The organism is Pseudomonadaceae bacterium SI-3, assembly GCA_004010935.1.
Classification (GTDB): domain Bacteria; phylum Pseudomonadota; class Gammaproteobacteria; order Pseudomonadales; family Pseudomonadaceae; genus Stutzerimonas.
In genome coordinates, this window is sequence record CP026511.1 from 3,861,051 (window position 1) to 3,874,394 (window position 13,344).

Here is a 13,344-nt window from a genome sequence, read left to right on the forward strand (position 1 = left end):
GTTCAAATCGTTCGCTTCGCTCACTGGGACGGGCTAAAGCCCGCCCCTTAACCAAACGTTAGATTGCAGGAGTCTCCTGATGCCTTGGTTCGAGCTCGGAATACGAACTACTGCAGCACTTGCTGGAATAACGGCAGCATTGGTCTTCTACACACATACTCTGCTGCTATTAGGCAGCCGCATCAATGGGGCAAAGAAAATAACAGCAAGCCTAGCCGCGTATCTTCTCCTCGCAGGTGCCATCGGGGCAGGTCTTTTATACATTCTCGACTCCTCGTCCGATGGATTGGTCCTTAAAAGCTGGTCGTACTTGGCCACAGTCATGGCAGCATGGGTGCTTGTCGTTACACCAGGCATTCTGTATCTGCGCAAGTACATGGCAAGACTGCAATCTATGGGCTACTTTCGGGCAAGGTGGTAAGCGAACATGCTATCTAACAAGTCGCTCAACACCGTTCGCTTCGCTCACTGGACTCGCAAAAGCTATGCTTTTGCTCGCCTGTTAGCTTAATCGTTAGGCTTCACACGGGACACTCAAGTTTTGCACGAAAATTCACAAAAAAAAGATGGCTGGGACAAGCTTCAAATAATTGGCTCTTTGGCGATCCCTGCAACGATCGCTTTATTCGGTTTTTTTCTAGGCCAAGGCCTAGAGAGTGGCCAATTACAGGCGAAGTACGTTGAAATTGCGATAGGGATACTTAAAGATGATCAAGGGTCTATCGCAATGAATAAGTGGGCACTATCAATTCTTGATAAATCCTCTCCAATTGCCATTCCGCCGGATCTTGAAAAATCATTGCTTAAGCTTAAACTTGAAAGCCCTCGATATAGAACTAGTGATAGCTTCGATGGAATGCCATTTCTCGAATTTTTGTCTCCAGTACGCAGTTCAGGTAAAAAATTTCACTATATCCGAGTTGATGGGGAGTTAATGGCCGAAACCCCGTCAACAATCGCTACGGAGTCCGGGGAGCACGAAATCATTTGGCAAAACTCTAATGGGAACGTTGTTTGTAGCTACCAAGGTACGTTTCAGGCATGGAAATACTCACTTTCATGCGATGAAAGCAATGGCAAAGTCAGTGTTAACTTACCCACAAAACGCGCCAAAAAGTGAAACCTAACAAGTGGTTCAAGCCGCTCGCTTCGCTCACTCGGGACCGGCTAAAGCCGGCCCCTTAACCAAACGTTAGGCGTAACAATGAAACCACACCTCCGCATCGTAAGGCATCCGTATGAAGAGCCTTACCATTTAAATCTGGTAGTGAGCGCGTCAAACGGTAACTTGTCTGCCGGGTTTGAATATTATGAAAATGCGAGAGCCATTCATGAATGGGCAAGCGTGTTAGAGAAGTTCCCGCGCCATAGTAGCGATGTTTTTCTTCACGAAATCGGCTCAGAAATTCCAGAAGATCGCACCGCTTACTACTTTCGACTACGCGTTTTCAACACTAACTCAGCCGGAGGCTGTGCAATCCAGCTTCGCTTCAATAATAATCAGAGCCTGCCGGATCGAGAGATATTTGATTTTTGTATTCGTGCTGAACCATCACAGCTAAATAGGCTTGGCAAATTACTTCGAACATTTGCTGAGCTGAGGCATGAGGTTCTAGAGTGGAACGTTACAGAAGGTGAACTCCATGAGTTCTCCTGAAAAGCCTAACCATCGGTTCAAATCGCTCGCTTCGCTCACTCGGACGGGCTAAAGCCCGCCCCTTAACCTAAACGTTAGCCCCCAAAGGAAGCTTCCATGAGCGTTTCAAAAGCATTTGCCTTATTCATGCAGGAGGCTCCGGCCCATGCCAAGGCTTGGACGCAAGCGGCAGAAGGACTTGATGCTGCTAGCGCTTTGGACAAGAAGACCGAAGAACTGGCTTACATTGCAGTGCTGGCAGCCACTGGAAATACCTCCGGCATCCCATTCCATGTGCTTTCAGCAAAGTTGCACGGTGCCTCGAGGCAGGAAGTGGTGAGTGCTGTCCTTCTTGGACTACCTGCCGCTGGCTCGGTTGTTATCGGCGCTCTCCCTTCTGCTGTAGAGGCTTATGATGGGCAAAGCCAATAAATCATGGCACTGGGATACTCTCATGCCAAAGAACGCAACCGTTCAGGAGCGCATTGAGTGGCACTTGGCTCATGCGGAGGCTTGTGGATGTCCGTCCGGTTCCACCGTCCATACCCCAGCTCCTTATGGGGCACAAGGCGGCTGCTGAGGACTAGCTCTCCTTCAGAGCGCTAGTAGAGCAGGTCATATACACAGCAGCGAGAGCGATGCCAAACCATACATGAGACTAAGCTGATTAGTCGGCGAGAGCCCTGGCCGGCCGATTCGGCCATTGCCAGCCTGGCAGCTGTTCGGCTACCAAACTGGCTTACGCGGCATCGTTAGCTGCCTTGCTTTTGCTGGCTGCCTTGCTTCTGCTGCTTTCCCTGGCCCTGCTGGCTCTGGTCCCGAAGAACGATGATCGATTCCGCATTCAACTTGCGATCACCGATCGCTGCGCTCCCGAGGTTACCGGCAACGGAGACGGTGTCTCCTTTCCCTACCTTCTGACGACCTTCGTTATCTAGTGGATTGTTTTGCATGCCGCTGGTATCAACGGTGAACTCAAGGTCGCCGGTGTTTACCGTGAACTGTCGATCGTTGATGCTTTGCACAGTACCGGTAAGGATCAGGTCACCCACCACAACGGGCGTTACCGGAGCCACGTCCATCACGGCGAACGTTGCCATGTCGTTAGTTGGCGAAGAGTAGTAATAGGTGGCAGGATCTTCAATGAAGACGCTGTCTGCTTCGATGGATGCATCGACAAAGAAGTGTTTTTCGACACGCCCGTACACCGTCACTTCATCACCTGGAATAAGCTCGGGCTGATTGCCCATCCAGCCCATGTCATCCATTTCGACGCTGATCTGTCCTTGACCGTAGTCGAGGGAGAACTCGTCATCTTCGGCGGTGAGTACGGTACCGCTGATTGAAACGTAACTGTCGTCGGGTTGAAGTTTCGGCATTTGCGCCATTGCTGGTGCCGCGATGAGTGTCGAGGCTAGTACGCTGAGAGCGAACGCTGATTTCTTCACAATGCTTCCTCCATTTGAGTGGGGAGTCATAAGGAGCCAATTACGGCCCTCGTAAGTCCCGACCGGAGTGAGTTATCAGAGTTCAGCGGCCTCGCTTTCTCCTTAGCCTCGTAATCGGAACCTTAACCGGCACAAATGATGAATGGTCGGATGGCTTTCAGGTAACCCACGGTCATCGCCAACAACTAGCGCAGCGATCAAGACAAAGCGCTCGGATGGCTCTGCTGATGCGGCCCAATTCACCCCGCTACGAACAAGCGCCTCGTCGATACGAGTGAACTTACCCCCCAACGGCACGATCCCCATTTATGCACAGTCAGAGCGATCCAGGCAGCAGGCGCATCCGCGCGATGCATCAGGCCTGGGTCGTCCAGCGATGAGGACGCTTCCGTGACCGTTATCACCCACAGCACGCATCACACGACACACAGCATCTCCCGTCATGTACCTAACCCAGTGCACGCAACATTGCTCGGAGGGACCGTTCCGCTGTTTCTTGGCAGCCTTTTAAGTGATATCGCGTACTTCCAGACCTATGAGATTCAGTGGACCAACTTCGCGTCTTGGCTGATCGCCGGGGGACTGGTCTTCTGCGGGTTCGCGATCCTGTTCGCGCTGGTCAATCTGGTTAAAGCCAGCCATAAGAAAGGGCGGCCGCTGATCTATCTGGTGCTCCTAGCCGCTACCTGGGTGCTGGGCTTTTTTAATGCGCTCGTGCACGCCAAAGACGCCTGGGCGAGCATGCCATCAGGCCTGGTCCTTTCGGTGATCGTGACCATCCTGGCCTGTGCCGCGACCTGGATCGGCTTTACCAATCTGCGCGCTGGAGGTGAAGCATGAAATACGCAGGCCCACTAAGCGCCCTGAGCGTGGCGTTGTTATTGAGCGCATGCGGCGGCGCGGATCAGGACATCGCGTTGGTAAAAGGTGAGAACCCCAAACTTGTCGATCCTGAGCGCGGACTATTGCCCAGCATGACGATTGCCGACCCGGTCGGCTGGGGTGATAAGAAGCCAACGGTACCCGAGGGCTTCACGGTCAGCGCGATCGCGACCGATATGCAGATCCCGCGGCAAACCCTCGTGCTGCCGAATGGGGACATCCTGGTGGCCGAAGGCCGAGGCGGCAATGCACCCAAGTTAAGACCGAAGGATGTCATCGCCGGCTATATCAAGGCGAAGGGCACCACCTCGGTCAAAAGCGGTAACCGTCTGACCCTGCTTCGCGATGCCGATGGTGACGGCGTGTACGAGTTGCAGAAGATATTTGCGGACGGCCTTAACGCGCCGTATGGCCTGGCGCTGGCCAATGGCAACATCTACGTGGCCAACCAGGACTCGCTGGTGCGCTTCGAGTATCAGGAAGGTCAGACCGAGGCCAGTGGCGAGCCGGTCAAGGTCACGGACCTGCCGCATCGGATCAACCATCACTGGACCAAGGCGCTCGCCGCGAGCCCGGACGGTCGTTTCTTGTACGTTGGCATCGGCTCGAACAGCAACATCACCGAACGCGGGATGGAGGCGGAAGTCGACCGGGCCATGATCTGGCAGATCAATGCGGAGACAGGCGCGCACAAGCCCTACGCAACGGGCCTGCGTAACCCAACGGCACTGACGATTCGCCCCGACACGGACCAGCTGTGGGCGGTGGTGAACGAGCGGGACGAGCTTGGTCCGAATCTGGTCCCTGACTATCTCACCTCGGTACAAGAAGGCGGCTTCTATGGCTGGCCGTATAGCTACTGGGGGCAGCACGTCGATGATCGCGTTCGCCCGCAGAACCCCGATCTGGTCGCGGCTGCGATCAAGCCGGACTACGCGCTGGGCCCGCACGTCGCTGCGCTCGGCGTGGACTTTTCTTCACCGGTCATGGGCGAGAAGTTTGCCGAAGGCGTGTTCGTTGGCGAGCACGGCAGTTGGAACCGCGAGAATCCGTCCGGTTATCAGGTGGTCTTCGTGCCATTCAGGAACGGGAAACCCTCAGGCGAGCCGGTTGATTTCGTGACGGGCTTCCGCACCGCCGAAGGGACACATGGTCGGCCCGTGGGCGTCACGGTCGACCCACGCGGTGCTCTCATCGTGGCTGACGACTTGGCTAACATCGTATGGCGGGTGACTCGAACGCAGTAAGCCCAACGGCCGGCAGCTGCGCGTGATATGCCCGGCATAGAGCCCTGATCGAATGGCCCCACCGCAGGTGCGCTGGGGCCTTACTTTTGGAGAACTGATGGTGATGAAGCGACTCTCTTTGCACCTCGTTAGCGCCATGGCGCTGGGTACGGCTTCGCTCGCAACCGCTGCGCCTGAAGCCGTTGAACAGGATCAGTGGCCGTTCAGCGCGACGCCACGCGCCAGTTTCTCCGAACCCTGGGCCATGACCTTCCTGCCAGACGGGACGGCATTGATCACGGAAAAGCGCGGCGTGCTCAAGCATGTAGATGTGAAGACCGGGACGGTTCACGAAATAAAGGGCGTACCAAAGGTGGCCTATGGCGGTCAGGGCGGGCTTGGTGACGTCATCCTTCATCCCGATTTCGCACAGAACAACCTCATCTACCTCAGCTATGCCGAGCATGGCGACGGTGACAACCGGGGCGCAGCCGTCGCCCGTGCAACCCTGAAGCTAAGCGACGATGGCGGTTCCCTCTCAGAGCCGAAAGTGATCTGGCGGCAGGCGCCCAAGGTCTCAGGAAAAGGCCATTACGGGCATCGTCTTGCGTTCGGCCCGGACGGCAAACTTTGGATTACCTCCGGCGAGCGCCAGAAGTTCACCCCTGCACAGGACATGAACGCCAACCTCGGCAAAGTCATTCGCCTGAACGAGGACGGGAGCGTACCGTCCGACAACCCGTTCGCCGACCAAGGCGGCGTGACGGCGCAGATCTGGTCACTTGGCCACCGCAACCCATTGGGCATCGCGTTCGATGCGCAAGGCCGCCTGTGGGAACACGAGATGGGCCCGGAAGGCGGCGACGAGTTCAACCTGATCCAGAAAAGCGGCAACTACGGTTATCCGGAAGTCTCGAACGGCGATCACTACGGCGGGCGGCCGATACCCGATCACGACACCCGCCCCGAATTCATCGAGCCCAAGATTTCCTGGACACCGGTGATCTCCCCTGCCGGCATGATCATTTACGACGGCGAACGGTTTGCCGACTGGAAAGGTGATGCGTTTATCGGCGGCCTGTCGGCCGAGGCTTTGGTCCGTGTCACTTTGAACGGCGAAGCAGCCAGCGAGGCCGCTCGCTACGACATGGGTGCGCGAATTCGCGAAGTCGAGCAAGGCCCGGACGGCAGCATCTGGCTGCTGGAAGATGGGGAGGGTGGGCGTTTGTTGGAGCTCAGTCCGAAATAGGCGAGGCGTCAAACAGGCTGGGGAGGCAGAACCGGCGAGACAAGTGGATAAGCTGTCACGCCTCCCTGATTCATCAAAGAATCTGATCGCTGCAACAATCGCAACCCCGTAACGCCCTCGTAACAATCCCCGCCTAGCGTGTTTCGGCCAAACCCCATCGCCAATCGCCGAGGCTCGCATGAGAACACCGACCCGCCTGACCCGTACCGCGCTATCCACTGCGTTAACACTGGCCTTGCTGCCGCTCGCCTCTCAGGCTGCCTCATCGCGCGCCGCGGAATACTTCGAGCGGGTTGCAACGTTTCCGGTGTACAGCAACCTCGGTGCGGACGAAGGCGCCTCCCGCGAGACCGTCGCTGAAATCACCGCAGTCAGCCGCGACGGCCGTACGCTGATCTACACCGACAGCCCCGGCGAGCGGATCGGCCTGGTCGACATTCAAGACCCGAAATCGCCAAAGCCTGCAGGCTTCGTGAAGCTCGAAGGCGAGCCGACCTCGGTCGCAGTGCATCACCACTTTGTACTGGTGGCGGTCAACACTTCGGCCAGCTTTGCCCAGCCCGACGGTGTGCTGGCGGTTTTCGACATTCGCAATCCCGCCCAGCCCAAGCGCGTCGCCACGCTGCCCATGGGTGGCCAACCGGATTCCATCGCCGTCAGCCCGAAGGGCCGTTATGCCGCCGTGGTGATCGAGAACGAGCGCGACGAGGATCTGAACAATGGCCTGCTCCCGCAGCTGCCGGGCGGCTTTCTGCGGATCGTCGATCTCAAGGGCCAGCCATCGCGATGGACTACGCGCGACGTGAGCCTGACGGGCCTGGCCGAAGTAGCGCCGGAGGATCCGGAGCCGGAGTACGTCAGCATCAACGACCAAGACGTTGCGGCCGTCACGCTGCAGGAGAACAACCACATCGTACTGGTCGACCTGCGTAGCGGTCGGGTGATCCGACACTTCAGCGCCGGCCAGGTCGATCTTGAAGGCGTGGACGTTGAGGAGAACGACCGCATCGAGCCGGTGGGCGTCCTTAAAGGCAAACGCCGCGAGCCGGATTCCATCGCGTGGCTCGGTGCGCTGCTGGCCACTGCCAACGAAGGCGATTATGAGGATGCAAACGGCGAGGAAGGTGGCAGTCGCGGATTCACCCTCTTCGACTACAACGGCCAAGTCTGGCACGACGCCGGAATCTCGATGGAACACGCCTTCATCCGCGACGGCCACTATTCGGAGAATCGCTCGGAGAACAAAGGCATCGAGCCGGAAGGCATCGCGGCGGGGAGCTTCCACAAGCAGGATTTTCTCTTCGTCGGAAGCGAGCGCGGCAATGCCGTCGCGGTGTACGACGTCGCGCGCCCTTGGGCACCCGTGATGCATCAGTTGTTACCGGCCGGCATGGGGCCCGAAGGCATCCTGCCGATCCCGGCGCGCAACTTACTGGTGGTCAGCAGTGAAGAAGACTCGGCCGAGGATGGCTATCGCTCGACGATTTCGATTTATCAGTACGGCGCCAGGACTGCGAATTATCCGGAGATCCGCTCCAGCGATAGCGCTCTGATCCCCTGGGGAGCGCTCAGCGGCCTGGTTGCGGACAGTACGCAGAACGATCGCCTGTATGCCGTACCGGATAGCTACTACAAGGCCTCCCGGATCTTCCACATCGACACCAGTCAAACACCTGCAGTCATCGACGGGCAGACCGAACTGCGCAAGGACGGCGAGACCGTCAACTACGACCTGGAAGGCATTGCCCAAGCCAGCAATGGCGACTTCTGGTTGGCCTCCGAAGGCAACGGCAAGGCCAAGCCGAACCTGCTGATCCATGCCGATTCAAAAGGCGATGTGCTGGCCGAACACGCGCTTCCGAAAGCCGTCTCGGCACAGCGCACCAGCAATGGATTCGAAGGCGTATCGGTGGTCGGCGAAGGCGCCAGCACCCGCGTATATGTGGCCTTCCAGCGCGAATGGAAGAACGACCCGGCCGGCAAGGTGCGCATCGGCGTATTCAATCCGAGCAGCGGCGAATGGGGCTTCGTCCATTACCCGCTCGACCCGGCTGTCGAAGGCGGCTGGGTCGGGTTGTCCGAGCTGACGTCCATCGGTAACGGTCAGTTCCTGGTCATCGAACGTGACAACCAGCAAGGCCCGGCAGCGCAAATCAAGCGCCTGTACCGCATCGACCTGACCGGCGTGCAGCCCGTAGCCGAAGGCCAGAGCTTCCCATTGGTGAGCAAGCATCTGGAGCGCGATCTGCTGCCTGATCTGCAGAGCACTGGCGGCTGGGTGCTGGACAAGGTGGAAGGCGCGGCAGTCGACAAGCAGGGCCGTCTGTTCGTCGTCACCGACAACGATGGTGTGGAAGACGCCAGCGGCGAGACGCGCTTTATGCGCATCGGCACAATCAAGCGCTGACTCTGCCTGCGGAGCGGCGATCCCGCTCCGCTGCAGCGCTCAGCTCTCGCGGGCGCGCTTGATGCGATGATCCCAGCGGCGCTTGGCGAAGCGCCGCATGTTCGGTATGTCGTCCGTTTCGTCCATGATCGGCTGGCCGATGATGGTTTCCATGATGTCTTCTAGCGTCACCAAACCGCGCCAGCTGCCGAACTCGTCGTAGACCAGGCAGATATGCTGGCGCTCGTGCAGTAGCTGGGTCATGAGGTTCTCGACACTGGTCAGCTCCGGCGAAACCTTCACCGGCTTCATGATCGAAGAGACCGGTGCTTCGTCGTCCGTCGCTGACAGCGCGTCATAGCGGAACACGACACCCAGCGGGCTCTCGTTGTCGCCAATCACCGGGTAGCGCGAAAACTGGCTGTCAGCAACCTGCTCTTTGAATGCGCCGATGCTGGTCTCCGGTGCCGTATGGTCGCAAACGGTTCGCGGCGTCATCACGTCGCGGACCTTGATCTAGTGCAGGTCGAGAATGTTCCTGATGACGCGCTGCTCGTCCTCGTCGAGGCTTTTGTTCTCGCGTCCTAGCACCGTCAGCGCCTTGATTTCCTGGCGGATGTCGTGCTCCGGCTCCTTGCCGCCGACCAGCCGCATGATCATGTCGGACAGGTAGATGAACGGCTTGAGGATCCAGATCATCCCGTTCAGCACCGGCGGCAGGAATGGCGCCAGCGTGCGCCAGTAACGGGCACCGATGGTCTTGGGCAGGATTTCCGAGAGCACCAGAATCAGCACCGTCATCACCGCTGAAGCGATACCGACGTAGCCGTTGCCGAACACCACGGTGACCTGAGCGCCGACGCCGGTCGCGCCGACGGTATGGGCAACGGTGTTCAAGGTCAGGATCGCCGCAAGTGGCTGGTCAACTTTGTCTTTGAGCTGTTTCAAGCGCTCGTAGAGCTTCGGACGGGACGTCTTCTGGTGTGCGATGAAGCTAGGCGTCAGCGAAAGCAGCGCAGCTTCCAGGATCGAGCAGATGAATGAAACGAGGATGGATAAGACAGCGAACGCTATCAGGAGGGTCATGTAAGGGAGGTTTCGTTGCCAATGGCAGGACAATTTACAGCAAAGCTGCCAGGGGTTAGCTGATTACCGCGATGGGCTTGCAACATTTGATTTCCCCATTCGAACGCTCGCGCAGGACACTGATTTCGACAGCAGCCTTCAAGGGAGTTCACGACCACGGAACGGGCCAGCGAGCCAACCCGTCTGCCTAGATACTCCTCGCACTTGTTTCCCGACACACTCCTCGGCTAGGGTGCGGCCCTCGATGAGACAGCCCTTCAGGAGCATTGCAGATTGATCAGAACAGGGATGTTGGCGCTGGGTTTGCTGTTGGCGCTACCGACACAGGCGGCCGAACAGCGGGTCTATTTGGTGGCCACGATGCAGCTCGACGGCTCCAGCCTGGCACAGAGCATTTTCTTGCATGAACCAGGAATCACCGAACTGGAAGGCTGCCGCGAAGCGGTGCGCGCGGGCCAGCGCGACCGTGACTGGCAAAAATACCATCACATTTTCCGCAGCGACCGCTTCAAGGGGTTCTCCGGCCACATGCAATACCGCTGCGCAATCAGCGACCAGCAATTCAGTGGCTGGCAAGACGGTCCGCGTTACAACCGGTCGTACCTGATTGGCGTCGACGAACATTCGAAGCTCAACGTAGAACGGACCTCGAGCCAGGCCCAATGCATGACGCAACTTCGGGCGTTGCCGGCTGCCCGGCAGGCGCATCGCTTCTGCGCCATGGGCAACCAGCAGATCATGCCCTGAGCCGCTCGTCCTTCCAGCCGAGCGGTGGTAGGTAGTTGCTCTACTCCGGCTGGCAGCTGCCCGGCACCGGCGCGAAGGACACCCCGAAGCGATTCCAGGCGTTAATGGTCACGATGGCCAGGGTCAGGTTAGCGAGCTGGGCCTCGGTAAAATACTCGCGCGCCTCCTCGAACAACCGCTGCGAAACACCCTGAGGCAGCAGCGTATTGGCCTCGGCCCAGGCCAGCGCAGCACGTTCGCGGTCGGTGAAAAACGGCGTTTCGCGCCAAGCGCTCAGGGCATAGATGCGCTGTTCGGTTTCGCCCAGGGCGCGGGCGTCTTTAGTGTGCATGTCGATGCAGAAGGCGCATCCGTTGATCTGCGAGACACGAATCTTCACCAGCTCCATCAGCGGTTTGTCGACGCCATCCTCGCGGCGGCTCTGCCTTGCCAGATAGGTTTCCAGCCCTATCATGGCGGTCATCACGTCAGGTGCGGCGGTCTGGTAGTTCATACGCATGGTGGTCACTCCTCGGTTGAATGTGCAACCCAGGCTACGCAGCCGCCACGCTGCGCTATTGTAGATTTTCGACATCTTTGAGCGCCCGCCATGTCTGCCTCCTTGCACGGCCGCCTGCCCTCCCTGCAGGGCTTCGTCACCCGCCCGCCGAGCCCGGCGCTGGCCGCGTACGTCCAGCGTTTCTGGTGGCTGGAAGGCGACGGCTCGCAGGTTTATGACGAGCAGATGCTGCACCCGGACGGCGGCAGCGGGCTAATCTTCAATTTCGCTGATCCGCTGCGTTTCGATGGCACCCCGCGCGAGCGACGGGCCCTGATCGCAGGGCCGCAAGTGGCCAGCACCCGACTGCAGCTGGTCGGCCAGGTCAAGATGATGGGCGTGCGTTTTCTTCCCGGCATGGGTGCCGCGGTGTTCGGCATCGGCCTCGACGAACTGACCGGTCTTCACGACGCTGACTGGCCCAGGCTGGCGCTTGCGCATCTGATCGATCAGCTGGCCGAACTGGAACGGGACGCGCAGCAGGCACTGGTTGAACGGGCCCTGCTCGGTCGTCTCGGTGCGCTCGAGGCGCGGCGCACCCCGGTGCAGCAGCTGCTGGAGCAGATCGCCACCAACCAGGGCCGGGTGCGGCTGGCGGACCTGCTCCAGACCGTACCGCTCGGCCAGCGCCAGCTGGAACGGCTTTTCCGCTATCAGGTCGGTCTGACGCCCAAGCAATTCAGCCGTATCCAGCGTGTGGCGCTGGTCCGCAACCAGTTACGCGCGGGCCAGCCACTGCTGGATACCGCCATGGTCTGCGGCTACAGCGACCAGGCGCACTTCATCCACGATTTCAAGACGGTGGTCGGCATGACGCCGGGGCAATATCGGGCCCGGGTAAAGGTCGCGGAGAGGTAAGACTCCTGGCTCTTCCCACGCGCCGAATTACCTGTCCACACAGATCGGCATGCCCGCGCCTCACGGTCATCTCAAGCGCATGCGAACGCGGCGGCCGTCCAGTTGTGCCGTCCGGCAAAGCCCAGCCGGGGAAGAAGTAAGCTCACAGGCGATGGCAAGATCCGTGGGATCCTTGTCATTGCGACACGGTCGTGACACCAGCAGACTGCAGGCATCTTCCTGAGAGGTGCACCATGGACGCCACTCGCACCATTGCCTGCCTGGTTTACCCCGACGTCATGAGCCTGGATGTGACCGGGCCGATGCAGGTGTTTGCATCGGCCAACGTCGAGCGCCAACGACAGGGGTTGGCCGCCCACTATGCGCTGCTGTTGATTGGCGAACAGGCCGGTCCCTTTGCCACTTCCGCGGGGTTCAAGCTGGTTGCGGATGCCCCGTGGGGCAGCATGGATCCAGCGGGCTTGGACACGCTGTTGGTTCCGGGAGGCAGTGGCGTACAGGTGCAGATGCACAACCGCTCGCTACTGGACTGGCTTCGCGGTGCCGAACCGCAGATACGCCGTCTGGGCTCGGTATGTTCTGGCGCGCTGATTCTGGCCGAAGCCGGGCTATTGGACGGCCGCAAGGCGACCACTCACTGGGCGGACCTCGCAGCCTTAAATGAATACAGCGCCATTGAGGTACAAGGCGACCGGCTGCATACCTATGACCCGACGGATCGGGAGTCCGCTCACCTGTTCAGCTCGGCGGGCGTCACGGCGGGCATCGACCTGGCACTGGCGCTGGTCGAGGCAGACCTTGGGCGCGCGCTGGCCCTCAGAGTGGCGCAACGACTGGTGATGTTTCTGCGCAGGCCAGGCGGGCAGACCCAGTTCAGCCCGATGCTGGCCGCGCCGACCGGTAGCGTGGCCCGCCTCGCCGAACTGCTTGAGTGGATTCCCGGACACCTGGGGGACGACCTGTCAATCGAGGCGTTGGCCGAGCAGGCGCACATCACGCCACGCACTCTGTGCCGACTGTTCAACCTGGAGGTTGGCATGGGCCCTGGGCAGTACGTCGAACGCGTACGGCTCGAGGCAGCCCGCAACCTGCTGCTCGATGCCCAGGCATCGATCGCGACGGTGGCCCGGCTGACCGGATTCGGCCACCCGGAAAACCTCAGGCGCAGCTTCCAGAAGCACCTAGCAGTCAGCCCCCGGGATTTCTTCCAGCGCTTCGGCTAGCGCCGCCTCCCCGCTCCCAACTTATCGATTCCGGCATCCCGGCTCACTGCCAGGCTCCGCTGTGC

Annotated in this window: 12 protein-coding genes and 1 pseudogene; 10 read left to right on the top strand and 3 right to left on the bottom strand. The window is 59.4% G+C overall.

Going from position 1 to position 13,344, the window contains the following annotated elements:
* Nucleotides 1–79 precede the first annotated feature (79 nt).
* The 3 genes from C1896_18065 to C1896_18075 all read left to right on the top strand — a co-directional run bounded on the left by C1896_18065 (nt 80) and on the right by C1896_18075 (nt 2,068).
* A complete protein-coding gene (locus tag C1896_18065) occupies nt 80–421 on the top strand; it encodes a hypothetical protein (GenBank protein ID AZZ46654.1) in 342 nt (113 codons plus the stop codon).
* Between the two features lie 783 nt (nt 422–1,204).
* Nucleotides 1,205–1,657, top strand: a complete 453-nt coding sequence (locus tag C1896_18070; GenBank protein ID AZZ46655.1) for a hypothetical protein — start codon at nt 1,205–1,207, stop codon at nt 1,655–1,657.
* Nucleotides 1,658–1,753: 96 nt separating this feature from the next.
* The gene (locus C1896_18075; protein ID AZZ46656.1) at nt 1,754–2,068 is read left to right on the top strand and encodes a carboxymuconolactone decarboxylase family protein; all 315 of its coding nucleotides are present in this window, start codon (nt 1,754–1,756) and stop codon (nt 2,066–2,068) included.
* A 320-nt stretch (nt 2,069–2,388) separates the two neighbouring features.
* Here the strand turns inward: C1896_18075 and C1896_18080 are convergent, their stop codons facing one another.
* A complete protein-coding gene (locus tag C1896_18080) occupies nt 2,389–3,084 on the bottom strand; it encodes a hypothetical protein (GenBank protein AZZ46657.1) in 696 nt (231 codons plus the stop codon).
* A gap of 390 nt (nt 3,085–3,474) precedes the next feature.
* Here C1896_18080 and C1896_18085 point away from each other — a divergent pair, with 390 nt between their 5' ends.
* From C1896_18085 to C1896_18100, 4 genes are all read left to right on the top strand, one after another.
* Nucleotides 3,475–3,924: a hypothetical protein gene (locus C1896_18085; protein AZZ46658.1), complete on the top strand. Its 450-nt coding sequence runs from the start codon at nt 3,475–3,477 to the stop codon at nt 3,922–3,924.
* Complete coding sequence (locus C1896_18090) at nt 3,921–5,213, top strand: sorbosone dehydrogenase (GenBank protein ID AZZ46659.1); 1,293 nt, start codon at nt 3,921–3,923, stop codon at nt 5,211–5,213. The genes C1896_18085 and C1896_18090 overlap by 4 nt, the downstream gene beginning before the upstream one ends.
* Nucleotides 5,214–5,316: 103 nt before the next feature.
* Nucleotides 5,317–6,441, top strand: a complete 1,125-nt coding sequence (locus C1896_18095) for a glucose dehydrogenase (protein AZZ47724.1) — start codon at nt 5,317–5,319, stop codon at nt 6,439–6,441.
* A 178-nt stretch (nt 6,442–6,619) separates the two neighbouring features.
* Nucleotides 6,620–8,848, top strand: a complete 2,229-nt coding sequence (locus tag C1896_18100; GenBank protein ID AZZ46660.1) for an alkaline phosphatase — start codon at nt 6,620–6,622, stop codon at nt 8,846–8,848.
* A gap of 39 nt (nt 8,849–8,887) precedes the next feature.
* Here the strand turns inward: C1896_18100 and C1896_18105 are convergent.
* A pseudogene (locus tag C1896_18105) lies at nt 8,888–9,913 on the bottom strand (hemolysin).
* A 288-nt stretch (nt 9,914–10,201) separates the two neighbouring features.
* Here C1896_18105 and C1896_18110 point away from each other — a divergent pair.
* Nucleotides 10,202–10,660 carry a hypothetical protein gene (locus tag C1896_18110; protein AZZ46661.1) on the top strand — a complete coding sequence of 153 codons (459 nt, stop codon included), beginning with the start codon at nt 10,202–10,204 and terminating at the stop codon, nt 10,658–10,660.
* A 40-nt stretch (nt 10,661–10,700) separates the two neighbouring features.
* Here C1896_18110 and C1896_18115 read toward each other — a convergent pair whose 3' ends face one another.
* On the bottom strand, nt 10,701–11,159 hold the full coding sequence (locus tag C1896_18115; GenBank protein AZZ47725.1) for a carboxymuconolactone decarboxylase: 459 nt from the start codon (nt 11,157–11,159) through the stop codon (nt 10,701–10,703).
* Nucleotides 11,160–11,249: 90 nt separating this feature from the next.
* Here C1896_18115 and C1896_18120 point away from each other — a divergent pair, with 90 nt between their 5' ends.
* Nucleotides 11,250–12,056, top strand: a complete 807-nt coding sequence (locus C1896_18120) for an AraC family transcriptional regulator (protein AZZ46662.1) — start codon at nt 11,250–11,252, stop codon at nt 12,054–12,056.
* 233 nt (nt 12,057–12,289) lie between these two features.
* Entirely contained in the window at nt 12,290–13,279 is a 990-nt protein-coding gene (locus C1896_18125; protein AZZ46663.1) for an AraC family transcriptional regulator, read from the top strand.
* Nucleotides 13,280–13,344 lie beyond the last annotated feature (65 nt).